23 protein-coding genes are annotated in these 24,157 nt (G+C 67.6%); 6 read left to right on the forward strand and 17 right to left on the reverse strand.

The features are described from left to right. Positions 1 to 75: 75 nt before the first annotated feature. The 3 genes from ACYZGB_RS00200 to dacB all read right to left on the reverse strand — a co-directional run bounded on the left by ACYZGB_RS00200 (position 76) and on the right by dacB (position 3,287). Positions 76 to 1,374: a lipase family protein gene (locus ACYZGB_RS00200; protein WP_462386099.1), complete on the reverse strand. Its 1,299-nt coding sequence runs from the start codon at positions 1,372 to 1,374 to the stop codon at positions 76 to 78. 132 nt (positions 1,375 to 1,506) lie between these two features. Further along, positions 1,507 to 1,776: a SemiSWEET transporter gene (locus ACYZGB_RS00205; RefSeq protein WP_063461717.1), complete on the reverse strand. Its 270-nt coding sequence runs from the start codon at positions 1,774 to 1,776 to the stop codon at positions 1,507 to 1,509. 44 nt (positions 1,777 to 1,820) lie between these two features. After that, a complete protein-coding gene (gene dacB, locus ACYZGB_RS00210; protein WP_462386100.1) occupies positions 1,821 to 3,287 on the reverse strand; it encodes a D-alanyl-D-alanine carboxypeptidase/D-alanyl-D-alanine endopeptidase in 1,467 nt (488 codons plus the stop codon). A 90-nt stretch (positions 3,288 to 3,377) separates the two neighbouring features. Here dacB and ACYZGB_RS00215 point away from each other — a divergent pair, with 90 nt between their 5' ends. From ACYZGB_RS00215 to corA, 5 genes are all read left to right on the forward strand, one after another. After that, positions 3,378 to 4,373, forward strand: coding sequence for a DMT family transporter (locus ACYZGB_RS00215; RefSeq protein WP_462386101.1), 996 nt, complete (start codon positions 3,378 to 3,380; stop codon positions 4,371 to 4,373). Positions 4,374 to 4,412: 39 nt separating this feature from the next. Continuing rightward, positions 4,413 to 5,150 carry a tRNA (adenosine(37)-N6)-threonylcarbamoyltransferase complex dimerization subunit type 1 TsaB gene (gene tsaB / locus ACYZGB_RS00220; RefSeq protein ID WP_462386103.1) on the forward strand — a complete coding sequence of 246 codons (738 nt, stop codon included), beginning with the start codon at positions 4,413 to 4,415 and terminating at the stop codon, positions 5,148 to 5,150. Beyond that, positions 5,147 to 5,650, forward strand: a complete 504-nt coding sequence (gene rimI / locus ACYZGB_RS00225; protein WP_462386105.1) for a ribosomal protein S18-alanine N-acetyltransferase — start codon at positions 5,147 to 5,149, stop codon at positions 5,648 to 5,650. The genes tsaB and rimI overlap by 4 nt, the downstream gene beginning before the upstream one ends. Positions 5,651 to 5,696: 46 nt before the next feature. Further along, a complete protein-coding gene (locus tag ACYZGB_RS00230) occupies positions 5,697 to 6,470 on the forward strand; it encodes a uracil-DNA glycosylase family protein (protein ID WP_462386106.1) in 774 nt (257 codons plus the stop codon). Positions 6,471 to 6,655: 185 nt separating this feature from the next. Beyond that, positions 6,656 to 7,642, forward strand: a complete 987-nt coding sequence (corA, locus tag ACYZGB_RS00235; RefSeq protein ID WP_063461711.1) for a magnesium/cobalt transporter CorA — start codon at positions 6,656 to 6,658, stop codon at positions 7,640 to 7,642. 203 nt (positions 7,643 to 7,845) lie between these two features. Here corA and ACYZGB_RS00240 read toward each other — a convergent pair whose 3' ends face one another. The 9 genes from ACYZGB_RS00240 to ACYZGB_RS00280 form a co-directional block, all read right to left on the reverse strand. Continuing rightward, positions 7,846 to 8,601 (reverse strand): 5'-methylthioadenosine/adenosylhomocysteine nucleosidase, encoded by a 756-nt coding sequence (locus ACYZGB_RS00240; protein WP_462386107.1) that lies wholly within the window; start codon positions 8,599 to 8,601, stop codon positions 7,846 to 7,848. Positions 8,602 to 8,734: 133 nt separating this feature from the next. Next, positions 8,735 to 10,414 (reverse strand): long-chain-fatty-acid--CoA ligase, encoded by a 1,680-nt coding sequence (locus tag ACYZGB_RS00245; RefSeq protein WP_462386108.1) that lies wholly within the window; start codon positions 10,412 to 10,414, stop codon positions 8,735 to 8,737. Positions 10,415 to 10,510: 96 nt separating this feature from the next. Then, entirely contained in the window at positions 10,511 to 11,923 is a 1,413-nt protein-coding gene (gene pntB / locus ACYZGB_RS00250; RefSeq protein WP_063461708.1) for a Re/Si-specific NAD(P)(+) transhydrogenase subunit beta, read from the reverse strand. A 34-nt stretch (positions 11,924 to 11,957) separates the two neighbouring features. Then, complete coding sequence (locus ACYZGB_RS00255) at positions 11,958 to 13,565, reverse strand: Re/Si-specific NAD(P)(+) transhydrogenase subunit alpha (RefSeq protein WP_462386109.1); 1,608 nt, start codon at positions 13,563 to 13,565, stop codon at positions 11,958 to 11,960. Between the two features lie 62 nt (positions 13,566 to 13,627). Then, positions 13,628 to 14,167 (reverse strand): phenylacetic acid degradation protein, encoded by a 540-nt coding sequence (locus tag ACYZGB_RS00260; protein WP_462386111.1) that lies wholly within the window; start codon positions 14,165 to 14,167, stop codon positions 13,628 to 13,630. A 62-nt stretch (positions 14,168 to 14,229) separates the two neighbouring features. Beyond that, a complete protein-coding gene (locus ACYZGB_RS00265; RefSeq protein WP_462386113.1) occupies positions 14,230 to 14,934 on the reverse strand; it encodes a hypothetical protein in 705 nt (234 codons plus the stop codon). A 292-nt stretch (positions 14,935 to 15,226) separates the two neighbouring features. Then, positions 15,227 to 16,291, reverse strand: coding sequence for a class II fructose-bisphosphate aldolase (gene fba / locus ACYZGB_RS00270; RefSeq protein ID WP_094291852.1), 1,065 nt, complete (start codon positions 16,289 to 16,291; stop codon positions 15,227 to 15,229). A 79-nt stretch (positions 16,292 to 16,370) separates the two neighbouring features. Next, on the reverse strand, positions 16,371 to 17,759 hold the full coding sequence (locus ACYZGB_RS00275; protein ID WP_462386114.1) for a histidine kinase dimerization/phospho-acceptor domain-containing protein: 1,389 nt from the start codon (positions 17,757 to 17,759) through the stop codon (positions 16,371 to 16,373). Continuing rightward, positions 17,756 to 18,460, reverse strand: a complete 705-nt coding sequence (locus tag ACYZGB_RS00280; protein WP_462386115.1) for a response regulator transcription factor — start codon at positions 18,458 to 18,460, stop codon at positions 17,756 to 17,758. The genes ACYZGB_RS00275 and ACYZGB_RS00280 overlap by 4 nt, the downstream gene beginning before the upstream one ends. Before the next feature lie 76 nt (positions 18,461 to 18,536). Between ACYZGB_RS00280 and ACYZGB_RS00285 the strand changes: the two genes are divergently transcribed. Beyond that, on the forward strand, positions 18,537 to 19,277 hold the full coding sequence (locus ACYZGB_RS00285; protein ID WP_462386116.1) for a phosphatase PAP2 family protein: 741 nt from the start codon (positions 18,537 to 18,539) through the stop codon (positions 19,275 to 19,277). 19 nt (positions 19,278 to 19,296) lie between these two features. Here ACYZGB_RS00285 and pyk read toward each other — a convergent pair whose 3' ends face one another. The 5 genes from pyk to speD all read right to left on the reverse strand — a co-directional run bounded on the left by pyk (position 19,297) and on the right by speD (position 24,140). Then, entirely contained in the window at positions 19,297 to 20,733 is a 1,437-nt protein-coding gene (gene pyk, locus ACYZGB_RS00290; protein WP_462386609.1) for a pyruvate kinase, read from the reverse strand. An 89-nt stretch (positions 20,734 to 20,822) separates the two neighbouring features. Then, positions 20,823 to 21,587, reverse strand: coding sequence for a CPBP family intramembrane glutamic endopeptidase (locus ACYZGB_RS00295; RefSeq protein ID WP_462386117.1), 765 nt, complete (start codon positions 21,585 to 21,587; stop codon positions 20,823 to 20,825). After that, positions 21,584 to 22,978, reverse strand: coding sequence for an aminopeptidase P N-terminal domain-containing protein (locus ACYZGB_RS00300; protein WP_462386119.1), 1,395 nt, complete (start codon positions 22,976 to 22,978; stop codon positions 21,584 to 21,586). The genes ACYZGB_RS00295 and ACYZGB_RS00300 overlap by 4 nt, the downstream gene beginning before the upstream one ends. Next, positions 22,975 to 23,754: a nucleotidyltransferase family protein gene (locus ACYZGB_RS00305; protein WP_462386120.1), complete on the reverse strand. Its 780-nt coding sequence runs from the start codon at positions 23,752 to 23,754 to the stop codon at positions 22,975 to 22,977. Before ACYZGB_RS00305 ends, ACYZGB_RS00300 begins: the two co-directional genes overlap by 4 nt. Continuing rightward, positions 23,751 to 24,140: an adenosylmethionine decarboxylase gene (gene speD, locus ACYZGB_RS00310; protein WP_462386121.1), complete on the reverse strand. Its 390-nt coding sequence runs from the start codon at positions 24,138 to 24,140 to the stop codon at positions 23,751 to 23,753. Before speD ends, ACYZGB_RS00305 begins: the two co-directional genes overlap by 4 nt. Between the last annotated feature and the right edge of the window lie 17 nt (positions 24,141 to 24,157).

Below are 24,157 nucleotides of genomic sequence, written 5' to 3' on the forward strand. Positions count from 1 at the left end.
ACAAAAAAGCCGACCCTCGGGTCGGCTTTTTGCTTTGCACCACAGGGGCACAGGGTCCAGGGGGCCCCAGGCGGTTTACTTGACCGTGTCGAACACGGCACGGGCCTGTGCGTGGCAGAACGGTGGCTCGTAGGTGCCGTGGTAGGCGCCGTAATAGGTGGCGAATGCTGCCGAGGTGGGGTCGGTGGGCGCCTTGCCGCCGGGGCCGAAGGTGGCCTGGATGGCGGCGTCCACGTCCACCGAACTCACGTTGGTCAGGCCCCGGCTGTCGAAGTCGGCCTTCATGACGGCCTGGTGTACGGCGGGGGGCACCGTGGGGTCGCCCGCACCGCCGCACAGCAGCACACGCGCCTTGGGGCTCCAGCCGAGCAGGTCGTTCTTCTTGGCCGCCAGGTACAGCGGGTGGGTGGTGCTGGTCTGCGAGCCCGTGATGAAGTCGGACTGGAACAGCGCGTCACGCGCCTGATTGGGCGTGCCCGCAGGCAGAGTGCCCGAGGTGAGCAGTGTGGTGTAGTTCATCGTGGGGTTGGGCAGCAGGTTCTCGATATAGCCCGAGTACGGCGCCTTGAAGACCTGCTTCACGTCGGTGTACACATTGCCATAGACCTTCTGCCACGAGGTCACGAGGTAGGGCACAAAGAACTGCACGCCCGCAATCGCATCGGGAATACGCAGCGAACCCGACAGGTTGTAGGGGCCCGCCAGGTGGGCGCCCGCCACCACGTTGAACTCCGCGCCGTAGTCACGCTCGGCGGCACGGTGGGCCGCCATCGACGAATGCCCGCCTTGCGAGTACCCCGTGAACATGACCTTGCCCGACAGATTGGCCCCCACGGTGCCCGCTGCGTTGCGCGCGGCACGCACCGAGTCGATCACAGAGGTGGCTTCGGAGTCGGCATGCAGGTAAGGGTGGTAGCTGTAAGTGGACTTGGCAAAACCCAGGTAGTCGGTGGCCACCACGGCATAGCCCTGGGCTGCGTACATGGCGGCCAGCAGGAAGGTTTCGGTGTCTTGCGGGTTGGCCAGCGTGCGGGGCTTCTGCACATCGGTGCCCTTGGCATAGGCCACCAGCGGCGCTGCCGTGGTGCAGCTGCCGCCGGGCACCAGCATCACGCCCGATGCGTTGGTGTTTTCACCGCTCTTGGCGCCCACGGTGGCGTAGTTCAGCGCCACCACCTTCACATCGCACTTGGCCTTGCCGGTGAGGGCCTGCAGCCCTGCGCTGGACGTGCTCGCGTCGATCTGCGCAGCGGTTAGCGTGGTCACCGTGGCGGGCGGGTCAATCAGTGCGCCACGCACCGGGTCGTCGGAGCCCCCGCAGGCAACAAGCACAAGCGCAGCGGCGGCAACACAGGTAAGACGGAAGTAGTTCATGGATGGGTCCCTCGGGTCAGTGAAAAACGATGCATCGTGCGCGCACCTGCGCTGCAGCATCCATAGGGGATAACGCGTGAAACCGGGCCCAATGACACCTGCGCGACAGCCGCCGCCGGGCGGCCGCCCTGGTCAACCTGCGCCGCGCACGCCGTAACGCACCTTCATGCCCAAAATGGTGCCGGCCAGCGCCAGCGTGATGGCGTTGGCGACCACAATGGGCCAGGCGGCCAGGGCCAGCCCGTAGACCAGCCACAGGGCCACCCCGGCCGTGAACACGCTGTACATGCCCAGGGAGATGCCGCTCACGTCCCGTGTGCGAAAGGTCTGCAGTGCCTGGGGCACGAAGCTGCAGGTGGTGAGGGTGGCGGCCAGATAGCCAATGAGTTCTGGGAGTTGCATGGTGGGCGGGGCAGCCGGGCTGCGCCGAGGGTTGGGTTGTCCAGTCACTGGTCGCGCGCGGTCCAGTCGATGAGGCTGTCGAGCACGGGCCGCGCGGCGCCCGCGCTGGCATGGTTGACGACCGCCACCAGCACATAGCGGCGTCCGCTGGCTGCGTGGACATAGCCAGCGATGGCCATCACATCGCGCAGGCTGCCCGTCTTGAGGTGGGCGGTGCCCGCGCGGCTCTGACTGCGGCGCAGCGTGCCATCCACCCCCGAGATGGGCAGCGAGGCCAGCAGCTCGGGCATGGACGGGGATGCCCAGGCCACCTGCAGCATGCGGGCCAGCGCCTGGGCCGTCAGGCGGGCATCGCGGCTCAGGCCTGCCCCGTTGTCCACCTGGGGCTGCTCCACGTCGCCCAGGCGGCCCTGCCACCACTGGCGCAGCGCCTCACGCGCACTGTCGTAGGTCGCCACACCGTTCTTCTGCAGCGCCAGGGTCAGGAACACCTGCTGCGCCATCACGTTGTTGCTGTACTTGTTCACATCGCGCACCACCTCGGCCAATGCGGGGGAGGTAACAACAAACGCGGGCTTGAGGCCCGCAGGCACCTTGCCGTCGCGCACCGTGCCCGTGAGCTTGCCGCCCAGCTCACGCCACATGCCCTCCACCGCACGCGCCGCAAAACCGCGCGGGTCGGCCGCGGCCACGGGCCACGCGCGCTCGCCGCACGCAGCCGGGTACACGCCCTGAAAACCCACTTTGGCAGGGTCGGACAGTTCGGCCCGCAGGGCGCCCCGCCAGTCGCCACATTCGGTGCCCGGTGCGGCCAGCGCCACCGTGGCCTGGCGCTGCACCCCAGCCAGCGGCGGGTCGTACTGGATGCGTGCCAGCCCGGTGGCGGCGTCGGGCACAAAGGTCATGACCGACGACTTGAAGTTAAGCAGCAAGGCATCAGGCGCTGCGTTGTAGGGGCGCAGCGGCTCGCCATCAAAACGCGCCGGGTCCTGCTCGGGCAGGTCGAACGCCGTGCGGTCCAGCACGATGTCGCCCACGATGACCTGGATGCCCTGGCCCTGCAAGCGCCGCATCAGCAGCCACAGGCGCTCCATGACCAGCTTGGGGTCACCCTGGCCCTGGATGTAGACATTGCCACGCAGGCTGCCGTCCTGCACCGTGCCCTGCAGATAGACCGGGGTGTTCCACACATAGGCCGGGCCCAGCTGCTCCAGCGCGGCGTAAGTGGTCACCAGCTTCATCACCGATGCCGGATTGACGGGCACCTGGGCACGGTGCGCAAGGCGGGGGGCAGTGCGTGCGCTGCCCTGGGCATCGACCACCAGCACCGACAGCGCCTCGCGGGGCAGCCGGGCCCGGGCCAGGGCGGCCTCCACCTCTGCGGGCAAGGGGCTGGGCGAAGGCGCCGGTGCCTGGGCGCCCGCGCCTCCTGCCAACGCCAGCCACAACATGGCCCCAAGCAACACACCACGCGGCGCGGTACAGCGCCAGACAACAGGAACAGACAGCATGGCGGAAGTCTATCTCCCGCTACCGGCCGCCCACGCGCCCCGCCACGAGCGCCGCCAGCACCGCCCCCAGCGCCCACCGATAATCCCCCCATGCCTTTTTCTCCTCGCGCCGTGGGCCTGCTGGCAGCCGTTGTGACGGTCACCATCTGGACGGGCTTCATCGTCATTGCCCGCGCCTCGGCCCAGCGCACGCTCACGCCGTTTGACATTGCCCTGCTGCGCATCACCGGCGCCAGCCTGGTGCTGCTGCCCTGGGGCTGGTGGATGGTGCGGCGGCGCGTGCAGGCTTTGGGGGCATCCGCCCCGCCCTCCAGCCTGGCGGGCATCTCGCCCCTTTCGCTGCGCACCACGGCCCTGCTGGGGCTGTTTGGCGGCCTGCTCTATGCGCTGCTGGCCTATGCGGGGTTCTTCCATGCACCGGCCACCCATGCCTCGGTGCTCATGCCCGGCAGCCTGCCGCTGTGGACGGCGCTGCTGGCCGCCTGGCTGCTGCGCGACCACATCACGCCCCTGCGCGCCGCCGGGCTAGCGCTGATCGTGGCAGGCGACCTGCTGGTGGGAGGGCGCAGCCTGCTGGCGGCCTTTTCGGGCGGTGATGTCTGGAAAGGAGACCTACTGTTCATGCTGGCCGCAGCCTGTTGGGCCACCTACAGCGTGCTGGCGCGGCGCCATGCGGTGGATGCAGTACAGGCCACCATCGCCATCACCGCGTTTGCATGCATGGTGTATGTGCCCGCCTACGCCGTGCTGATTGCGCTGGGCGCGGTCACCAGCCACCTGGCCCAGGCGCCGTGGACCGAGATCGCCTTCCAGATGGCATTCCAGGGCGGGGGCTCGGTGGTGATCTCGGGCATTGCGTTCACGCGCATGATCCAGCACTTCGGGCCGGTGCGCTCCACCATGATCACGGCGCTGGTGCCCGGGCTGTCTGCCATGGGCGCCGTGCTGTTTCTGGGCGAGCCCATGCACTGGAGCCTTGTCGCCGGGCTGCTGCTGGTGACCGCCGGTATCCTTGTGGGCGTGCTGCGCGCCAGCCCGGCCCCGGCTGCCCCGGCCAACGCCGCCCCGCGCCGCGCCGTTCCCTGAAACCACGTTCCCGCACATGCACAAGACACCCCCCGGCCCATGAACCTGCTCGCCTTCGACACCAGCACCGACACCCTCTCCATCGCCGTACAGCACGGCGACGGCGTCTGGCAACACCAGGGGCCTGGCGGCGCGCAGGCCTCGGCCACGCTGATTCCTGCCTTGCGCTCTCTGATGGAGCAGGCGGGCCTGTCGTTCGACACGCTGGATGTGATCGCCTTCGGGCGGGGCCCCGGCTCGTTCACCGGCCTGCGCACCGCCTGCGCCGTGGCCCAGGGGCTGGCCTTCGGTGCGCACGGCGGCCAGGGCGTGCCCGTGCTGCCGGTGGACACCCTGCTCGCCGTGGCCGAGGAAGCCCGCCAACAGCATGGCTGCACCCAGGTGGTGGCCGTGCTCGATGCGCGCATGGATGAGGTCTACCACACGCGCTGCCAATATGTGCCGGGATTGCAGGCGGCCAGTGGCCAATGGGTGGCCGACGCCGACTTTGGCCTGGGCAAACCTGAATCCGTGCAGGTGCCCGCAGGCTGGACGGTGGCGGGCAATGCCCAAGCGCCCTATGGCGAGCGGCTGGCGGCGGGCGCCCGCCATGTCGCCGCCCTGCCCACCGCCACCGCGATGCTGCGCCTGGCGCCCGCGCTGATCGCCGCCGGGGCGGCCGTGCCCGCCAGCGATGCGCTGCCGCGCTACATCCGCGATAAAGTGGCACAAACCACCGCCGAACGCGCCGCGCTGCGCGCCGCCCAGGCCGTGGCCACGCCCCCGAGCCCCGCATGAGCGCCTTGCCCACCCCTTCCTCCTCGGCTGCAGGCGACACGGCCTCGGCACGCCCCGAGGCGCGTTTTGAAGCGCTCACGCTGGACCGGCTCGACGCCGTGCTGGCGGTGGAGCAGCGCGCCTACTCGCACCCCTGGACGCGTGGCAACTTCACCGACGCCCTGGCATCGGGCTACCAGGCGCAGGTGCTGATGGCGGGAGACCACCTGCTGGGCTACTTCGTGGCCATGATGGGGGTGGACGAGGTGCACCTGCTCAACATCACCGTCACCCCCGAGTTCCAGCGCCAGGGCTGGGCACGTGTGCTGCTCGATGCACTGGCCCTGTGGTCACGCGGGCGTGGCGCGCAGTGGCTGTGGCTGGAGGTGCGTGCAAGCAACCTGCGCGCCCAGGCCATCTACCAGACCCACGGCTTCCGCCGCGTGGGCGACCGCAAACGCTACTACCCGGCAGACCATGGCCAGCGCGAGGACGCCGTGGTCATGAGCCTGGGGCTATGACTGCCCGCTGACCCAACCGCCAAGAACCCACCGATTGCCTGCCTGTATGAGCCTCCACCTCGATGCGCGCCAGCGCGCCATGCTGCAAGAAATGGGGGTCACCGTGTGGGGCCCGCCACCGGCAACCGCCTCCGCCTCACCGGCCCCCGCTGTCGCCCCTGTGGAGGCCCGCCACCCGGCCGCCCCCCAGGCAGCCCCCCTGCCCGCCCCGGCCCCCGTGGTGGCAGCGCCCCGCAGCACACCGCCCCAGCCCGCCACCACACCACGCACACCACCCGCCAGCCAACTGGCCGCGCCTGCCGCAGGCCCGGGCGCCCCGGCGTTGCTGCTGCATGCCCCCCGGGCGCTGTATCCCACGGCCGACCCGGCGCAGACGCCGGCGGACCTGGGCAGCGGCTGGCTGATCGTGGCGGAGAGCCCGACCCCCGCCGACCCACTGGGCGGCGATGCCGGGCGCCTGCTCGACAACATGCTGCGCGCCATGCAGCTGCACAAGCACCCGCGCGTGTACTTCGCAGCACTGGAGCGGCCCGCGCCCGGCACCGAAGCCAGCACCCACATCCCCGCCACCCTGGCCGATGCCGTGGCCACGCTGCGGCCCGCCATGGTGCTGGTGCTGGGCCATGTCGCTGCCCGCGCGGCGCTGGGCCGCACCGAGCCGCTGGGCCGCCTGCGGGCGGGCCCGCACCAGCTGGCGGGCTGCCCTGCGGTGGTGACCTACGACCCGGCCTTTTTGCTGCGTTCACAAGACACCAAGGCCGCCGCTTGGGCCGATCTGTGCCACGCACTGGCCCTGGTGCGTGGCGCTCGCGGCGCGTGATCCCGCCTGGCGTGGCCGCCCGGCGCCCTGCCAGTGCCATAATCCGCGACTTGTCCATTTTTGACGGAGACAGCTCCTTGGAAACCTACCCGAGTTGGTAGCTTTCAGCTCCCCGGCCCGCCGGTGGGGGTTGAAAGCAACCCAGACCCCCACACCGCAGTTGCCACACACAAGGGAGTGAGCCCATGCTCAACATCTTTACGCTCGCCAATGGCCGGCTGTTCCAGGAAGAAATCGAGTCCCTGGAAGAGCTGACCAAGTTCCAGCCGATCTGGGTGGACCTGGAAGCCCCCACGCTCGAAGAAAAACGCTGGATCAAACAGCACTACGGACTGTCCATCCCCGAGGATGCGATGGACGAGGACATCGAGGAATCCGCCCGCTTCTACGAAGAAGACAACGGCGAGCTGCACATCCGCAGCGACTTTTTGATCGACGACGACGAAGACCCACGCTCAGTGCGCGTGGCCTTCATCCTGAACCAGCACAACACCAACCTCAAGAGCCGGGGCGTGCTGTTCTCCATCCACGACGAAGACGTGCCCGTGTTCCGCCTGCTGCGCATGCGCGCGCGCCGCGCGCCCGGCCTCATCGAGGACGCCAAGGAAGTGCTGCTCAAGCTGTTCGACGCCGACGCCGAGTATTCGGCCGACACGCTCGAAGGCATCTACGACGAGCTGGAAAAGGTCAGCACCCAGGTGCTGGCCGGCGACGTGACCGATGCCCGTGCGGGCGAGGTGCTGGCCGCCATTGCACGCCAGGAAGACTTGAACGGCCGCATCCGCCGCAACGTGATGGACACGCGCCGCGCCGTGAGCTTCATGATGCGCTCCAAGATGCTCAACGCCGAGCAGTTCGAGGAGGCCCGCCAGATCCTGCGCGACATCGAATCGCTGGACAACCACACGGCGTTTTTGTTCGACAAGATCAACTTCCTGATGGACGCCACGGTCGGTTTCATCAACATCAACCAGAACAAGATCATCAAGATCTTCTCGGTGGCCAGCGTGGCACTGCTGCCGCCCACGCTGATTGCCAGCGTGTACGGCATGAACTTCAAGTTCATGCCTGAGCTGGACTGGTCGCTGGGCTACCCGTATGCGCTGGGGCTGATGCTGGCCAGTGCGCTGGGGCCCATGTGGTACTTCCGCAAGCGCGGCTGGTTGAAGTAGCCCCCCTGTGGCGCTGCGCGCCTTCCCCCCCGAGGGGGGACGCCACCCGAGGCCCGGCAAAGCCGGTTCCTCGGTGGCGCTGGTATGGGGCGCGCCCTTGGCCTGGTGCTGCTACGACGGACACCGCAGGCGGATTGTTTGCTGAAAACTTGAGCAAAAATCGGCCTCTGCGCGCGTCCATATTGCCTTTTAAGCTATCGAATTTATAGCTTTTGAAGCAACGTCTGCACCATGTGTTCGGCATAGCGGCTGGCCACGGTCTGCACGAACAGTGCGAAGTCGCCATGGGCGGTGTCGTCGGCGCGGTCGGAGATGGTGCGCACGGCGGCGAAGGGCAGGCCGTAGTCCTGGCAGACCTGGGCCACGGCAGCGCCTTCCATTTCCACGGCCAGCACATCGTGCCCGGCGCCTCGCAGCGCTTCGCGCAGCTGGGTGGATTCGGCAGCGGCCGAGACAAAGCGGTCGCCGCTGGCCACCAGGCCGTGGTGCACGCGGTGGGACACCTGACCGGGCGATTTTTTCAAGTCAAATGGGCTGCTACCGCCCGCTACACATGCCTTTGCCGCTTCCAAAAGCAGAGCAGTCAAGGCCGGGTCGCAAGGCAGGCGGCTGCGCGCATAGCCCGGCAACTCCCAGCGCGGGAACAGGGGCGAGGCGTCCATGTCGTGCTGGATGTAGTCCTGCGCCACCACCACGTCGCCCACGTTCACCCCGTCCCCCACCCCCCCGGCCACCCCGGTGAACACGATGCGTGCCACACCAAAATGCTCGATCAGCGCCGTGGCCGTGGTGGCGGCCGCCACCTTGCCGATGCCCGACAACGCCAGCACCACCGGCCGGTCGTGCAGCTCGCCCCGCCAGAAGGCGCGGCCTGCGTGCATCACGCGCTGCGGGTGGGCAAGGTGCTCGACCAGGGAGCTTTGCTCTTCGGTCAATGCACTCAGGATGGCGGTACTCATACAAAAACCCTCAAACTTGCCATGGCACCGGGGCGCACAGCAGCAGCCGCTCGTGGCGCGGCCATGAAAAAAGGCGGCCGAAGCCGCCTGGGGATTGTGGCGCGCAAAAGCCCGCGCGCCGCCACGCCCGGGGTTACTTCTTGTCGCGCAGCTCGCGCCGCAGGATCTTGCCCACGGGGGTCTTGGGCAGCTCGGTGCGGAACTCGATCACCTTGGGCTGCTTGTAGCCTGTGAGTTCGCGGCGGCAGAACTCCTTGACCTGGGCTTCGGTGAGCGCCGGGTCTTTCTTCACGATGACAAGCTTCACGGCCTCGCCGGTCTTCTCGTCGGGCACGCCCACCACGGCGCATTCGAGCACGCCGGGGCAGTTGGCGACCACCTCTTCGACCTCATTCGGGTACACGTTGAAGCCGCTGACCAGCACCATGTCCTTCTTGCGGTCCACGATCTTGAAGAAGCCGCGCGCATCCATGATGCCAATGTCGCCAGACTTGAAGTAGCCGTCGTCGGTCATGACCTTGGCCGTCTCGTCGGGGCGCTGCCAGTAGCCCGCCATCACCTGCGGGCCCTTGATGGCAATTTCGCCCGGCTCGCCCAGCGTGGTGATCTCGCGGCCCTCATCGTCGATGAGCTTCATGTAGGTGCCCGGGATCGGCACACCGATGGTGCCGGTGTACTCGGTCGCCGTCACGGGGTTGCAGCTGGTCGAGGGGCTGGTTTCCGACAGGCCGTAGCCTTCGCAGATGGGGCAGCCGGTCTTCTCCAGCCAGAGCTTGGCCACGGCACCCTGCACCGCCATGCCACCGCCCACCGAGACCTTGAGGTTCTTCCAGTTGACGGTGTTGAAGTCGGGGTGATTGGCCAGGCCGTTGAACAGCGTGTTCACGGCCGGGAAGCTGTGGAAGGTGTGCTTGGACAGTTCCTTGAGCACCGCAGGCAGGTCGCGCGGGTTGGGGATCAGGATGGTCTTGCCGCCCGTGCGCATGCTCAGCATCATGTTCACGGTGAACGCGAAGATGTGGTACAGCGGCAGCGCGCACACGGCCGTGGGCTGCTCGCCTGCTGGCACCTTGCTCATCACGGGCGAATTCCAGGCCTCGGACTGCAGCACGTTGGCGAGGATGTTGCGGTGCAGCAGCACCGCACCCTTGCTCACGCCCGTGGTGCCGCCGGTGTACTGCAGCAGCGCGATGTCGTCGGGCTTGATGTCGGGCTTCTTGAGCGTGCTGCGCGTGCCCTGGGCCACGGCCTGGTTGAAGCGCACGGCCCCCGGCAGGTTGTAGGCGGGCACCATCTTCTTGACGTTGCGCACCACGTAGTTGACCAGCGCGCCCTTGAGCAGGCCCAGCTGGTCGCCCATGGCGCACAGCACCACATGCTTGACGGGCGTGTGCGCAATGCACTGCTCCAGCGTAGCGGCGAAGTTCTCGATGATGACGATCGCCTTGGCGCCCGAGTCCTTGAGCTGGTGCTCCAGCTCGCGCGGGGTGTACAGCGGGTTCACGTTGACCACCACAAACCCTGCGCGCAGCACGGCGGCCACGGCAACGGGGTACTGCGGCACGTTGGGCATCATGATGGCCACGCGGTCGCCCTTGACCAGGCCCAGGCTCTGCAGATAGGCCGCAAACGCGCTGGAGAGCGAGTCGGTCTGGCCGTAGGTGACCTCCTTGCCCATGAAGCTGTAGGCCACACGGTCGGCGTACTTCTTGAACGCCTCGTCCATGAGGGCGACAAGGGAGGTGTACTGCGAGGTGTCGATGTCGGCGGGAACCCCTTGCGGATAGGCGGCCAGCCATGGGCGGTCGGTCATGTGTTTTGTCTCCTGGTAAGTTTTTAGTGGCGGTGATTGGACCGTGCCGCCATTTTCAGCACGGTCGTGCTTTTTTCCACTGGTGAATTATGCCCGTCAGCCCTTGAGCGCGGCGAGCACTTCGTCGAGCATTTTCTTGGCATCGCCGAAGAGCATGCGGTTGTTGTCCTTGTAGAACAGAGGGTTGTCCACCCCCGCATACCCCGAGGCCATGGAGCGCTTCATCACGATCGAGGTCTTGGCCTTCCACACTTCGAGCACCGGCATGCCGGCAATCGGGCTGGTGGGGTCGTCCTGCGCGGCGGGGTTCACGATGTCGTTGGCGCCAATGACCATGGCCACGTCGGCTTCGGGGAAGTCTTCGTTGATCTCGTCCATCTCCATCACGATGTCGTAGGGCACCTTGGCCTCGGCCAGCAGCACGTTCATGTGGCCGGGCATGCGGCCTGCCACCGGGTGGATCGCAAACCGCACGTTCGTGCCCTTCTCGCGCAGGGTCTTCACGATCTCGTTGACCGTGTGCTGCGCCTGGGCCACGGCCATGCCGTAGCCGGGAACGATGATCACGCTCTTGGCATCGCGCAGCAGCTCGGCCGTTTCCGTGGCCGCCACCGGCACCACCTCGCCCTGCGGCTCGGCAGCATCGCCCTTCTTGGCGGGGGCGCCACCGCCGGAGCCAAACCCTCCGGCAATCACGCTGATGAAGTTGCGGTTCATCGCGTTGCACATGATGTAGGACAGGATGGCGCCCGAAGAGCCCACCAGCGCACCGGTCACGATAAGCAGGTCGTTGCTGAGCATGAAGCCCGTGGCCGCCGCCGCCCAGCCCGAATAGCTGTTGAGCATGGACACCACCACCGGCATGTCGGCGCCGCCGATGGCCATCACCATGTGGATGCCGAACAGCAGCGCAATCACCGTCATCACCGTGAGCGGCAACATGCCCTGCTCCACCGTTTCGGCGCGCAAAAACTCACGGCCGAACCAGATCACGATCAGCAGCGCGGCCAGATTCATCCAGTGGCGGCCGGGCAGCAGCAGCGGCTTGCCGCCGATCTTGCCGTTGAGCTTGCCAAAGGCGATCAGCGAGCCGCTGAACGTGACCGCGCCGATCAGGATGCCGACGTAGATCTCCACCTCGTGGATGATCTTTTCGGCCCCTTGCAGCTGGATCGAGGTATCGACGTAACTCGCAAACCCCACCAAGCAGGCGGCCAGGCCCACCAGGCTGTGCATGAGTGCGACCAGCTCGGGCATCTGGGTCATCTTGACGACCTTGGCCGCATACAGGCCAATGCCGCCGCCAATCACCAGCGCGCCCACGATCCAGGCCATGCCGGAGGCGCTGACACGTGGGCCAAACACGGTGGCCAGCACGGCCAGCGCCATGCCGACCATACCGAACAGATTGCCCCGGCGCGAGGTTTCGGGGTTGGAGAGCCCGCCCAGGCTCAGGATGAACAAAATGGCCGCGCCCAGGTAGGCAACGGTGGCGAGACTTTGGGACATGTTCTGTGCTCCTTGTGTTCTTGTTGTGGTGGAGTTACTTGCGGAACATGGCCAGCATGCGGCGCGTGACCGCAAAGCCGCCGAACATGTTGATGGCCGTGAGCACGGTGCCTGCAAAGGCCAGCCAGAGGATGAGCCCGTCAGGCCGCCCGTTCACACCCGCTTCGGGCGGTGCGATCTGCACCAGCGCACCGATGGCGATGATGCTGGAGATGGCGTTGGTCACGCTCATCAGCGGCGTGTGCAGCGCGGGCGTCACGTTCCACACCACCATGTAGCCGATGAAGCAGGCCAGCACGAACACGGTGAAGTGGCCCAGGAACGCAGCAGGCGCATAGGTGCCGATGAACCAGAAAGCCACGGCGGCTACGGCAAAAAGGATCGCCAATGTCTTGGCGGGCAGCGGCGCGCTGCTGCCATGGCCATGCCCCCCCTTCTTCTGCTCCACAGGCGCCGCAGCGGCCTTGGGCGCAGGGGCGGGTGTCTGCTTGAGCGGTGGGGCGGGCCAGGTGATGGCGCCGTCCTTGACCACGGTGAGGCCACGGATCGCATCGTCCTCCATGTTGACCACGGCCACGCCGTCCTTGGCCTTGCACAGCTCCTCCGTCAGGCGCAGCAGGTTGGTGGCATACAGCGTGGACGACTGCTTGGCCAGGCGCGAAGCCAGGTCGGTGTAGCCCACAATGGTCACGCCGTGGCGCACCACGGCCTCGCCGGGCACGGTCAGCTCGCAGTTGCCGCCCTGCTCGGCGGCCATGTCCACGATCACGCTGCCGGGCTTCATGCTCTGCACCATTTCAGCGGTGATGAGCTTGGGGGCGGGTTTGCCAGGGATCAGTGCGGTGGTGATGATGATGTCCGCGTCCTTGGCCTGCTCCGCATACATCTTGCGCTGCGCAGCCTGGAAGCCTTCGCTCATGACCTTGGCATAGCCGCCGCCGCCCGAACCTTCCTCCTCATAGTCCACCTTGACGAACTCGCCACCCAGCGACTTGACCTGGTCGGCCACCTCGGCGCGCGTGTCGTTGGCCCGCACGATGGCGCCCAGGTTGGCTGCGGTGCCGATGGCCGCCAGGCCCGCCACGCCAGCGCCTGCGATGAACACCTTGGCCGGTGGCACCTTGCCTGCGGCCGTGATCTGGCCGTTGAAGAACCGGCCAAAGGCGTTGGCCGCCTCGATGACGGCGCGGTAGCCGCTGACGCCTGCGGTGGACGTGAGCGCGTCCATCTTCTGGGCGCGCGAGAGCGTGCGCGGCAGGCAGTCGATGGCCAGCACCGTGGTCTTTTTCGCCGCCAGTTGCTGCATCAGATCCGGGTTCTGCGCGGGCCAGATGAAGTCGATGAGGGTGGAACCCTCGCGCATCAGCACCACTTCGTCGCTGCTGGGTGGGCGCACCTTGAAGACGATGTCCGACCCGGCCCACAGTGCGGCAGCACCGTTCACCACCTCCGCCCCTGCGGCGCGGTAGGCGTCATCGCTGAAGTTGGCGGCCTCCCCGGCCCCCGACTCCACGGCCACCGTGAAGCCCAGCTTGACCAGCTTTTCGACCACATCGGGCACGGTGGCCACACGCTTTTCGCCAGGGAAGGTTTCCCTGGGGATGCCTATGCGCTGCGGCTGCGGGACGGGGCTGGTCTGCATGGGAGGTCTCCTCGAAGTTATGAAATCGTTGTGTTCCAGAGGCCGGTGCGCCTGCCGCAGCGTCAGCCCGCCCAGGGGCGCGCAGCGGCCTGCTTCTTGGCAAAGCAGGCGTCCACGGCCTCCAGGAGCTGCTGCTGCGCAACGCTGGCCGGGGGCACGATCTGCGCCGCGCCCTGCATCACGGAGCGCAGGGTCTGTACGTGGTAATCGGTGAACTTTTCGATGCTGCGCTCCAGTACAGCAGGCACCTCAGTGGGTGCCAGCGCGCGGTTTCGCAGCATGTGGGAGCTGGCCACCCAGAGGTTGTTCGCATCGGCGTCCCCCAGGCCCAGGTGCTGGCGCAGCAGGGCCTGCACGCCTTCTTTCTGTTCCAGGGTCACGGCGCCCGTGGCCTGCACCATGGCCAACGCCATCACCGCCACCACATCCACCGGGTGCTCCAGCGCATACAGGGGCGGCGTTTCTACCTTCTTGGCCCAGGCGCGGCGGCGGAAAAAGGCCAGCGGGTTGAGCCAGCCCACATCGATGCCGAAGCGGCGCAGGGCCTCCATCGCCATCGTGAAGGTGATGATGAGCCCCAGAATTTGCAGGATCACGCCCATGGTGAATCTCCCTCTCTCGTGTTGTCTTACTGTTTTATTGTTCGACTGCCTGTTTGCGCCGCTTATTTTTTGGATGCGGCTTCGGCAAACGGAAACGGCGGCACGGCCAGGTAGCCGTCCATCATGCTGACGCTCAGGCGTGCGGCCTGGGCCAGATCCTGGCCCCACTGCTGGGCGGGCCGTCCCGCGACCAGGAACTCTTCGTTGTTGCGGGGCCGGGTGCCCAGCAGCCGCTGGTCCACCAGCGCATCCACCACCACCCAGGCGCCAGTGGGGGTGGCGTAGCGGTAGCTCAGGTACGAATACGGCTGCTTCAGCATGATCTGGCGGCCGCTCAGCCATTGGGCCAGGTCGGGGCGGTTCTTTTCGAGCCATTGGGCGCTGCTTCCCCAGTTCTTGAGGCGCAAGCAGTCTGCACGCACTGGGCTGCCAGCCGCAGCATCCACCACCGTCACATTCTGCTGGAGCGGGCAGTCACCGGGCCCGATCGGAAACCCGGCCAGGTCGCCAGTGCGGTTGGTCTGCACACGCAGCACGGCCAGCCATTCCCCTTGCGCACCGCTCAGGCCCACGGCCCGGGTTTGCAGCGTGGCACGGGCTTCGTCGGTGGAGCCCAGGTCTTGCCAGGCCCCCGGCGGCAGCACGAGGCGCGCACGGCCCACGGGGTACTCCGCCTTGGGCGGAACAGTCAACGGCGCACATCCAGCCACCAGGACAGCCAGGGCGCAGGGCAACAGATACCGGAACTTCGAAATCATCAGAGTCATAGAAAAAGGTTCATGCGGATTCGCCTTCCATCATCCCATCCAATGCCACCCCATTCCGTTCGGGTAGAGCAAAACCGGTGAGGTATTTGCGGTGCACGCCCTGGTATCAGACCCTGCACAGCCCCTTCCGGAAAAGCTGACCGCGAGCTTACATGAAGAAATTCTTATCGCTGTCGCCTTTGTCTGATGTAGAGGGAACTCCCCAGCCCACGTCCCGTTCAGGCAAAAAAAAGCCTGGCTGCAGAACGCAGCCAGGCTGTGCAGGGCCCTGCGGGGGCCTGTGCCGGGAGAATCAGTTCACCACCTGGGCCAGCGCACCCGAGGCGTACTGGGCGGCCACCACCTGCAGGCTGTGGCCCTTGATCTTGGCGCCCTGGCCTTCGCAGCCGAACTCCAGGTAGCGGGCCTTGCAGACCTGCTTGGCGGCTTCGCGGGCGGGCTTGAGCCATTCGCGCGCGTCGAACTTGTCGGGGTTCTCGGCCAGGAATTTGCGCACCGCGCCGGTCATGGCCAGGCGGATGTCGGTGTCGATGTTGATCTTGCGTACGCCGTGCTTGATGGCTTCCTGGATTTCCTCGACGGGCACGCCGTAGGTTTCCTTCATCTTGCCGCCGTACTGGTTGATGATGGCCAGCAGCTCGGCAGGCACCGAGGAAGAGCCGTGCATCACCAGGTGGGTGTTGGGGATGCGCTTGTGGATTTCCTTGACGCGGCTGATGGCCAGAATGTCGCCCGTGGGCTTGCGGCTGAACTTGTAGGCGCCGTGGCTGGTACCGATGGCAATGGCCAATGCATCCAATTGGGTGGCCTTCACAAACACGGCCGCTTCTTCGGGGTCGGTCAGCATCTGGCTGTGGTCCAGCTTGCCCTCGGCGCCGATGCCGTCTTCCTCACCGGCTTCGCCGGTTTCCAGGTTGCCCAGGCAACCCAGTTCACCCTCCACGGTGACGCCGACCTTGTGGGCCATGTCCACGACCTTGCGGGTCACTTCCACGTTGTATTCGAAGGACGAGGGCGTCTTGCCGTCTTCCATCAGCGAGCCGTCCATCATCACCGAGCCAAAGCCCAGGTCAATGGCGCCAGCGCACACCTTGGGCGAGGTACCGTGGTCCTGGTGCATGACCAGCGGGATGTGAGGAAAGGCCTCGACCGCCGCCTGGATCAGGTGCTTGATGAAGGGCTCACCCGCGTACTTGCGGGCACCGGCACTGGCCTGCAGGATGACCGGGGCGCCCACTTCGTCGGCGGCGGCCATCACGGCCTGGACCTGCTCCAGGTTGTTGACGTTGAAGGCAGGGATGCCGTAGCTGTTGGCTGCGGCATGGTCGAGCAGTTCGCGCATCGAAACGAGAGGCATGGTCGTGGGGTCCGTTGAGGGTTGGGGAAGGCGCTGTGAGCCGGGCTGGGCGGTGGTAACCGCTTGGTAACCCGTGATTTTAACCGGGGGGCGTGACAGCCGAAGGAGGCAAATCCAACCGGAAACAGGTGGTAAAGGGCGGCACGGCGGGCGCCGGGCCGAATTCGCCACCGTGGATGTCTGCCACCCGCCGCAGGATTTCATGGCCCAGATGCAAGCTGTCCGGGGGGCTTCCCGCACCTTCGGCTGGGGGGCCATCGTCCCGGCTGCGGGCGCCGTCGTCGCACACCTGCAGCCATGCACCGCCCCCTTCGGATGCCCCTACCTGCACGGCAATGTGGGTGCCGTCCGGCGTGTGCTTGAGCGCGTTTTCCACCAGGTTGCGGGCCGCAATGTCCAGCAGCAGCACATGCCCGGACACCCACAGCGCCTGTGGCGCCGACAGCGCGATGTCATCCCCCCCCTGCCAGGCCGCCTGGGCAAAGTCAGCGCAGACCTGGCGGGCCACGGCACACAGGTCCACCGGCACCTTGGCCTCGTGCAGCTCGGCCCGGCTGGCACGCGCCAGGGCCAGCAGCTGGTTGAGCACATGCCCCGCCCGCAGCGCGTCCTGGCCAATGCGGGCGATGGCCTGGGCCCGGGCGTCTGCGTCCAGCGCTCCGCCCAGGGCGCTGGCCTGCAGAGCGATAGAGGACAGCGGCGTGCGCAGCTCGTGGGCCACCTCGTTGGCCAACCGGCGCTCGCGCACCATGGCGGCCTGCTGCCGGTCGAGCAGGGTGTTGATCGACGCCACCACCGACTCGAACTCGCTCCAGGCATGGCGCGAGGCCAGGCGCTGCGTGCTGGCGGGGTCCAGCGCCGCCACATCGGCCGACAAGGCATACAGCGGGCGCAGGCCGCGCCACAGCGCTAGCCCCAGGGCCAGGGACACCACAGGCAGCAGCCACAGGCCGGGTTCAATCATCTGCTCGGCAATGTCCTGGGCCAGCTCGTCCCGCTCGCGCAGCTCCAGCAGCACCATGACCTTGCGCTCGCGGGCTGCATCCCACTGCGAAAAACTGCGCCATACCACGCCCTCCACCCCCAGCGCCATGTTGGCAAACCCTTCGGCAGCGCTGAAGGCGGGCATGGGCGCCGAGCCATTGTGGTGCAACAGCCGCCCCTGTGCATCCCACTGCACCACGCTGAGTGATTGCTGGTAGTCGTGCGACTTGAGCCAGGGCGTGGCCACGCGCGGGGTGACCTGGGGCGCCTCGCCCAACTCGTTGGCACGCAGGTTCAGCAGCAGGGCGGCCACGCTGGCCAGGTGCCCGTCGGTCAGCTCGTCCGCCTCGTGCACGCCCGTCTGGTAGCCCATGAACACAAAGCTGCCCCACACCAGCACCAGCGCCCCCAGCGACCACAGCAGCAGCTGGCGGGTCAGCGACGGCCTGCGCACACCGGCGCTGGGCGGTGCGGCGGCGCTCATGCGGCCGCCTCCTGGGGCATAAAGTAGCCCACGCCGCGCATGGTCTGGATACAGGCGCTGCCCAGCTTGCGCCGCAGATGGTGGATATGGACCTCCACCGCATTGCTCTCGATGGCCGCATCCCAGCTGTACAGGCGCTCCTCGATCTGCTGGCGCGACAGCACCCGCCCCCGCGCCTCCAGCAGCACCAGCAGCACCGAAAACTCCCGGGGCGACATCTCCACCAGCCTGCCGCCCTGGTGCACGGTGCGCGCCGCGGGGTCCATCTCGATGTCGCCATGGCGGATGGTGGGCGACGCGCGGCCTGCAGCCCGGCGCAGCAGGGCGCGCAGGCGCGCATCCAGCTCGTCCATGTCAAAAGGTTTGGCCAGGTAGTCGTCGGCGCCCCCGTCCAGCCCCGCAATGCGCTGGTGCACCTGGTCGCGGGCCGTGACGATGAGCACAGGGGTGGAGGGATCGGGCAGGGCCGCTGCAGCCGCCGCTCCCGCAGCCGGGCTCAGGCGCAGCCTCCGCAGCAGCTCCGCACCGTCCCCATCGGGCAGCCCCAGGTCCAGCAGCACGGCATCAAAACGCTCTGCGCGCAATGCCCCCCAGGCGCTGGCCACGCCATCGCACACATCCACCGCATAGCCACGCTGCTGGAGGTTGGTGCGCAGGCCCGTGGCAATGCCCGCATCGTCTTCGACAACGAGTATTCGCATGGCGCCATTGTCACCGGGTGCCGCACACCGGGGGCCATTAAGACGGTGTTAAGTGACGGGCCCTATGGTCCCGGGGATGATGACCACGCAGCCCCCGTCCCGCCGTTCGGCCCGCCGCCACCACACCCTGTTCCTGTGGACCCTCTGCCTCCTGGCCGCCGTGGTGGCTTGGGACCTGGGCGCGCAGGACATTCCCCTGGCCCGCCTGTTTGGCTCGGACACCGGATTCCCCCTGCGGGACCATTGGTTCTTTGTGCAGGTGCTCCATGAAGGCGGGCGCCGCCTGGGGTGGCTGCTGGTGCTGCTGCTGGCGCTGGGGGTGTGGTGGCCCCAGGGCGTGCTGCGGCGGCTGGATGCGGGTGAGCGCCTGCAGATGGCCCTGAGCGCCCTGCTGGCGCTGGCGGCCGTGAGCGTGGGCAAGAACCTGAGCACCACCAGCTGCCCCTGGGATCTGGCGGAGTTCGGCGGCGTGGCGCGCTATGCCTCCCACTGGGCGCTGGGGGTGATCGACGGTGGCGGCGGGCGTTGTTTTCCGGCAGGCCATGCCTCAGCAGGGTTTGCCTTCGTTGGGGGCTACTTCGTGCTGCGCCGCAAAGCCCCCATTGCCGCACGCTGGTGGCTGGCGGGCGCAGTGCTCGCGGGCCTGGCGCTGGGCGGGGCCCAGCAGGTGCGGGGCGCGCACTTCATGAGCCACACGCTGTGGACGGGCTGGCTGTGCTGGACGGTGGGCTGGCTGTGCGACCTGGCCGCGTCGGCCCTGCGCCCACGCCTGGCGGCGTTGTCTCTCGTCAACGGCCCGCCGCACGCGGCCAGCTAACGACTCAGAGCCTGGCCAGTCAGCTCGCCACGCAGATCTTCAGCATGTTGGTGCCGCCCGGCGCACCCATGGGTTCGCCGCAGGTGATCGCGTACACATCGCCCTTTTGCACGATGTTGCGGTTCTTGAGGTGGCGCTCGGCCTGTTCCAGCGCGGTGTCGCGGTCGGCGCTGGTGTCCATGAGCAGCGGGCGCACGTTGCGGTACATGGCCATCTTGCGCTGCGTGGCCACCTTGGGGGTAAGGGCATAGATGGGGATGCGGATGCTGTGTCGGCTCATCCACAGCGCCGTGGCACCGCTGTCGGTCATGGCCACGATGGCCTTGGCCCCCAGGTGGTGGGCCGTGAACAGCGCGCCCATGGCAATGGACTGGTCGATGCGGCCAAAGGTCTGGCCTGTGAAGTCGGCATCCAGCTGGTGGTCTTCGGCTGCTTCAGCGGCAGCGCAGATGGTGGCCATTTCTTCCACGGTTTCGAGCGGGTAGCGGCCCGCAGCCGTCTCGGCGCTCAGCATCACTGCATCGGTGCCATCCAGCACGGCGTTGGCCACATCACTCACCTCGGCGCGCGTGGGCACGGGGTTGGTGATCATGCTTTCCATCATCTGCGTGGCGGTGATGACCACCTTGTCCATGTCGCGCGCCATGCGGATCATCTTTTTCTGCAGCGCGGGCACGGCGGCATTGCCCACCTCCACGGCCAGGTCGCCGCGCGCCACCATGATGCCGTCGCTCACGCGCAGGATGGCTTCGAGGTGCGGAATGGCTTCGGCGCGCTCGATCTTAGCGATCAGGCCCGGCTTGTGGCGGAACTCGGACGCCGCCACGTTGCACAGCTGGCGCGCCATTTCCATGTCGGTCGCGTTCTTGGGAAAGCTCACCGCCACATAGTCGGCCTGGAAGCTCATGGCCGTGCGGATGTCTTCCATGTCCTTGGCGGTGAGGGCCGGTGCCGTGAGGCCGCCGCCCTTCTTGTTGATGCCCTTGTTGTTGGACAGCTCGCCGCCCACCTTCACCGTGGTGTGCACGGCCTCGCCACGCACGGCATCCACCGTGAGCACGATCAGGCCGTCGTTGAGCAGCAGCACGTCGCCCGCCTTCACGTCGCGCGGCAGCTCCTTGTAGTCCAGGCCCACACCTTCGATATCACCCAGCTCGGTACGCGAGGCATCCAGCACAAATTGAGCGCCGGATTCGAGCATCACCTTGCCCTCGGCAAACTTGCCCACGCGGATCTTGGGGCCCTGCAGGTCGGCCATGATGGCCACTTCGCGGCCCGCACGCTGGGCCGCAGCGCGCACGGTGGCGGCGCGGTCGATGTGGTCCTGCGCCTTGCCGTGGCTGAAATTCAGCCGCACCACGTTCACGCCCGCTCGGATCATGGCCTCCAGCAGCGCCGGGTCACTCGATGCGGGGCCCAGGGTGGCAACAATCTTGGTGGCGCGGCGGGTAGGCATGGACATGTCTCTTTCTCTCGGTCGTTGGGATGTAATCGAGTTTCAATTCTCACACGAAGCGGTTACATGCGGGTTACCCGCAGCACCCGTCACAGCAGGGGATGCGACAACAGGTGCGCCAGCACATGCGCGACGATGGCCGCCTCCAGCCCACGGCGGGCATACAGCGCACCGGCCAGCAGGCCAAACGCGGTGTTGCCAACCAGCACAAACAGAACCACCGGCGGCGTCAGCACCCCGGCCATGGCCTGGGCGGCTGGCAGGTGCCCCACCGCAAACAACAGGGCGCTGAGCACCACCGCCGCCACCACCAGGGCCTTGCCGGGCAGGCCCTGCCCACGCTGCACCACGCGCCAGCCCAGCCACAGCAGCAGGGTCATCACGCCCCAGCGCACCAGCAGTTCCTCGGTGATGCCACCATAGAGCAGCTTGACCACCAGCGGCACCGCACTGGCGGGGTCGGACGGCTGCAGCGCCTGCGGCGCCACCTGGGCCAGCGCCCACAGCCACGCGGCGCCTGCCACGCCGCCCATCACGCCAGGTGCCACCACCGCGCGCAGTGCAGGGCCCACGGGCCCGCCGCCCAGCCACGCAGCCAGCACCGGCACCTGCAGCCCCACGCGGGGCGTCAGCCACACGCCGATGGCAACGGCCAGCGCCAGCAGCACGGCTGTCTGCAAGCCGCTGAGCAGCAGCACCGCCCACAGGGGCAAGGGCAGCAAGGCCGCATTGGCCTGCAGGGGCGGCAGCAGCGTCCAGACCACGGCCACCACACCGGGCAGGCCCAGCAGCCACAGCAGCACGCCCAGGCGCCACCCAGGCGAGCGGGCCAGCGCCCCTTGCGCCCCGTTCATCGCATCAGGGCCTCGATCTCGTCGGCCTTGACGGGCACGCCGCGTGTGATCAGCTCGCACCCGGTGTCGGTCACGATGGCGTCGTCCTCGATGCGGATGCCGATGTGGTGGAACTGCTCGGGCACACCCTCGGCAGGGCGCACGTAGATGCCGGGCTCGATGGTCAGCACCATGCCGGGCCGCAGGATGCGGCTGGGCCGGTTGGTGATGGTTTCGCCCGAAAGCGGGTCCTTGCGTTCGCTGGTCTGGCCGACCTCGCCGGGCTCCACGTAGCTGCCGCAGTCGTGCACATCCATGCCCAGCCAATGGCCGGTTCGGTGCATGTAGAACTGGAAGTAGGCGCGCTGATCGATCACGTCCTGCGCGGTGCCCACCTTGTTCTTGTCGAGCAGGCCCAGGTCCAGCATGCCCTGCGCGAGCACGGCCACGGTGGCGTCGTGCGGGTCATTGAAACGGGCACCCGCCTTGGTGGCCGCCACGGCCGCATCCTGGCTGGCCAGCACCAGGTCGTACAGCGCGCGCTGGGGGCCAGTGAACTTGCCGTTGGCCGGAAAGGTGCGCGTGATATCGCTGGCGTAGCCATGCAGCTCGCAGCCCGCGTCGATCAGCACCAGCTCGCCGGCGCGCACCGGCGCGGCATCGGCACGGTAGTGCAGCACACAGGCGTTGGCCCCGGCAGCCACGATGGAGTTGTAGGCGGGGTACTGCGATCCGTGCTGGCGGAACTCGTGCAGCAGTTCGGCTTCAAGGTGGTACTCGCGCACATCCTCTCCAGCGCGCAGCATGCGGGCGGCGCGTTGCATCGCGCGGATGTGGGCCTGCGCGCTGATGCTACTCGCGCGGCGCATGATGTCCTGCTCGTAGGCGTCCTTGAACAGACGCATCTCGTCGAGCAGCGTGCACAGGTCGTTCTGCGCGGCGGGGCACAGCGCGCCGTAGCGCACGCGCCCACGCACCACGTTGAGCCAGCCCTCCACGCGCGCGGCCAGGCCGCTGTGCGTGGCAAACGGGTACCAGACGCAGGCCGTGTTTTCGAGCAGGCGCGGCAGCTTGCTGTCCATCTCGGCCATCGAATGTGCGGCGTCCACGCCCAGGGCAGCAGGCGCGGCGGCGGGGCCCAGGCGGTAGCCGTCCCAGATCTCGCGCTCCAGGTCCTTGGGCTGGCAGAACAGCGTGCTGCGGCCATCGTGAGCCAGCACCAGGCAGGCGCCCGGCTCAGTGAAGCCGGTCAGGTAATAGAAGTAGCTGTCGTGGCGGTACAGAAAATCCGTATCGCGGTTGCGCGGGCGCTCGGGCGCTGTGGGGATGATGGCGATTCCCCCTGGGCCCAGCTGGGCAGCCAGGTGCGCGCGGCGCTGGGCGTAGACGGAAGCAGGCACGGTGGTGGTCATGGGAGGGGGTCGCAAGCAAGGGAGTTGAGTTCGGCCAGCCGCTCGGGCGTGCCCACATCGGTCCAGCGGCCGGTGTAGATCTGCGCGCTGACGCGGCCATTGTCCATCGCACGGCGCAGCAGCGGCGCGAGCGGGGCTTTGATGCCGCCGGGGTTGCCGGGCGGAATGTCGCACCAGGGCGCCGCAAACAGCTCGGCGCGCAACAGGGCGATGGTGCTGTAGGTGTAGCGTGGCGCGGGGTCGTCGGCGGGCAGGTTCAGCGCCAGCCCGTCTGCCGACAAGCCAAAGTCGCCACGCGGGTTGTGCGCCGGATTGGGCACCAGCCACAGGTGGGCCAGATAGTCGCTGGCCTCGAAGGCCGCCACGGCGGCGCTGTCGAACACGAAGTCGGGCGCAAACACATCGCCCGCAGCGAGCCAGAACACGGCCCCCAGTTGGGGCAGCGCACGCGCGATGCCGCCAGCGGTTTCCAGCGCAACACCAAAGTCCTCCCCTTCGTGCGAGTATGAAATTGATAGCTGCTCAGGCTTACCAGTCGCGCGGGAAGGGCCAAAAACATCTGCAAAATAGTCGCTGATCTGGCTGCCCAGCCAGGCGGTGTTGATCACCGCCCGCCGTACACCCGCATCCCGCAAAGCCTGCAGGTGCCACTGCAGCAGCGGCTGGCCCTGCACCTGCAGCAGGGGCTTGGGCGTGGTGTCGGTCAGGGGGCGCATGCGCTCGCCTCGGCCTGCGGCCAGCAGCAGGGCGGGAACCTGGTGGTGGGCGGAACTCATGCGGCCACCTCGCTCACCACACCCCGCTGCAGCGCGTGGCGATCTGTGGTGGTGGGCTGAAACAAGGCCAGCAGGGCGTCCATCAGCGCGTGCGCCTTGGCCGAATGGTCGGCGCCGAAATTGCACACATACACATCCAGGGTGACGGCACGCTGCTCGGGCCAAGTGTGCACACACAGGTGCGACTCCGCTAGCAAAACAGTAGCTGTCACCCCGCCAGGGCCGCGCGCAGTGGCCGGAAACTCATGAAACAACTGCCCCACGGCCTGCAGCCCGGCGGCGCGCACGGCGTCGGTGCAGGCACGGCCCAGAGCGGTGGCGTCCAGCAGCCAGGCGCTGGCGCAGCGGCAGCCCTGGAGATCGGCGGTGAGGTGCAGTCCTTGCATGGCCCGCACTGTAGTGC

The organism is Acidovorax sp. Q11, from assembly GCF_054950075.1.

Coding starts and splice junctions, on each gene's coding strand:
- ACYZGB_RS00200 (WP_462386099.1), bottom strand. CDS start 1,374: ATGAACTACTTCCGTCTTACCTGTGTTGCCGCCGCTGCGCTTGTGCTT.
- ACYZGB_RS00205 (WP_063461717.1), bottom strand. CDS start 1,776: ATGCAACTCCCAGAACTCATTGGCTATCTGGCCGCCACCCTCACCACC.
- dacB (WP_462386100.1), bottom strand. CDS start 3,287: ATGCTGTCTGTTCCTGTTGTCTGGCGCTGTACCGCGCCGCGTGGTGTG.
- ACYZGB_RS00215 (WP_462386101.1), top strand. CDS start 3,378: ATGCCTTTTTCTCCTCGCGCCGTGGGCCTGCTGGCAGCCGTTGTGACG.
- tsaB (WP_462386103.1), top strand. CDS start 4,413: ATGAACCTGCTCGCCTTCGACACCAGCACCGACACCCTCTCCATCGCC.
- rimI (WP_462386105.1), top strand. CDS start 5,147: ATGAGCGCCTTGCCCACCCCTTCCTCCTCGGCTGCAGGCGACACGGCC.
- ACYZGB_RS00230 (WP_462386106.1), top strand. CDS start 5,697: ATGAGCCTCCACCTCGATGCGCGCCAGCGCGCCATGCTGCAAGAAATG.
- corA (WP_063461711.1), top strand. CDS start 6,656: ATGCTCAACATCTTTACGCTCGCCAATGGCCGGCTGTTCCAGGAAGAA.
- ACYZGB_RS00240 (WP_462386107.1), bottom strand. CDS start 8,601: ATGAGTACCGCCATCCTGAGTGCATTGACCGAAGAGCAAAGCTCCCTG.
- ACYZGB_RS00245 (WP_462386108.1), bottom strand. CDS start 10,414: ATGACCGACCGCCCATGGCTGGCCGCCTATCCGCAAGGGGTTCCCGCC.
- pntB (WP_063461708.1), bottom strand. CDS start 11,923: ATGTCCCAAAGTCTCGCCACCGTTGCCTACCTGGGCGCGGCCATTTTG.
- ACYZGB_RS00255 (WP_462386109.1), bottom strand. CDS start 13,565: ATGCAGACCAGCCCCGTCCCGCAGCCGCAGCGCATAGGCATCCCCAGG.
- ACYZGB_RS00260 (WP_462386111.1), bottom strand. CDS start 14,167: ATGGGCGTGATCCTGCAAATTCTGGGGCTCATCATCACCTTCACGATG.
- ACYZGB_RS00265 (WP_462386113.1), bottom strand. CDS start 14,934: ATGACTCTGATGATTTCGAAGTTCCGGTATCTGTTGCCCTGCGCCCTG.
- fba (WP_094291852.1), bottom strand. CDS start 16,291: ATGCCTCTCGTTTCGATGCGCGAACTGCTCGACCATGCCGCAGCCAAC.
- ACYZGB_RS00275 (WP_462386114.1), bottom strand. CDS start 17,759: ATGAGCGCCGCCGCACCGCCCAGCGCCGGTGTGCGCAGGCCGTCGCTG.
- ACYZGB_RS00280 (WP_462386115.1), bottom strand. CDS start 18,460: ATGCGAATACTCGTTGTCGAAGACGATGCGGGCATTGCCACGGGCCTG.
- ACYZGB_RS00285 (WP_462386116.1), top strand. CDS start 18,537: ATGATGACCACGCAGCCCCCGTCCCGCCGTTCGGCCCGCCGCCACCAC.
- pyk (WP_462386609.1), bottom strand. CDS start 20,733: ATGCCTACCCGCCGCGCCACCAAGATTGTTGCCACCCTGGGCCCCGCA.
- ACYZGB_RS00295 (WP_462386117.1), bottom strand. CDS start 21,587: ATGAACGGGGCGCAAGGGGCGCTGGCCCGCTCGCCTGGGTGGCGCCTG.
- ACYZGB_RS00300 (WP_462386119.1), bottom strand. CDS start 22,978: ATGACCACCACCGTGCCTGCTTCCGTCTACGCCCAGCGCCGCGCGCAC.
- ACYZGB_RS00305 (WP_462386120.1), bottom strand. CDS start 23,754: ATGAGTTCCGCCCACCACCAGGTTCCCGCCCTGCTGCTGGCCGCAGGC.
- speD (WP_462386121.1), bottom strand. CDS start 24,140: ATGCAAGGACTGCACCTCACCGCCGATCTCCAGGGCTGCCGCTGCGCC.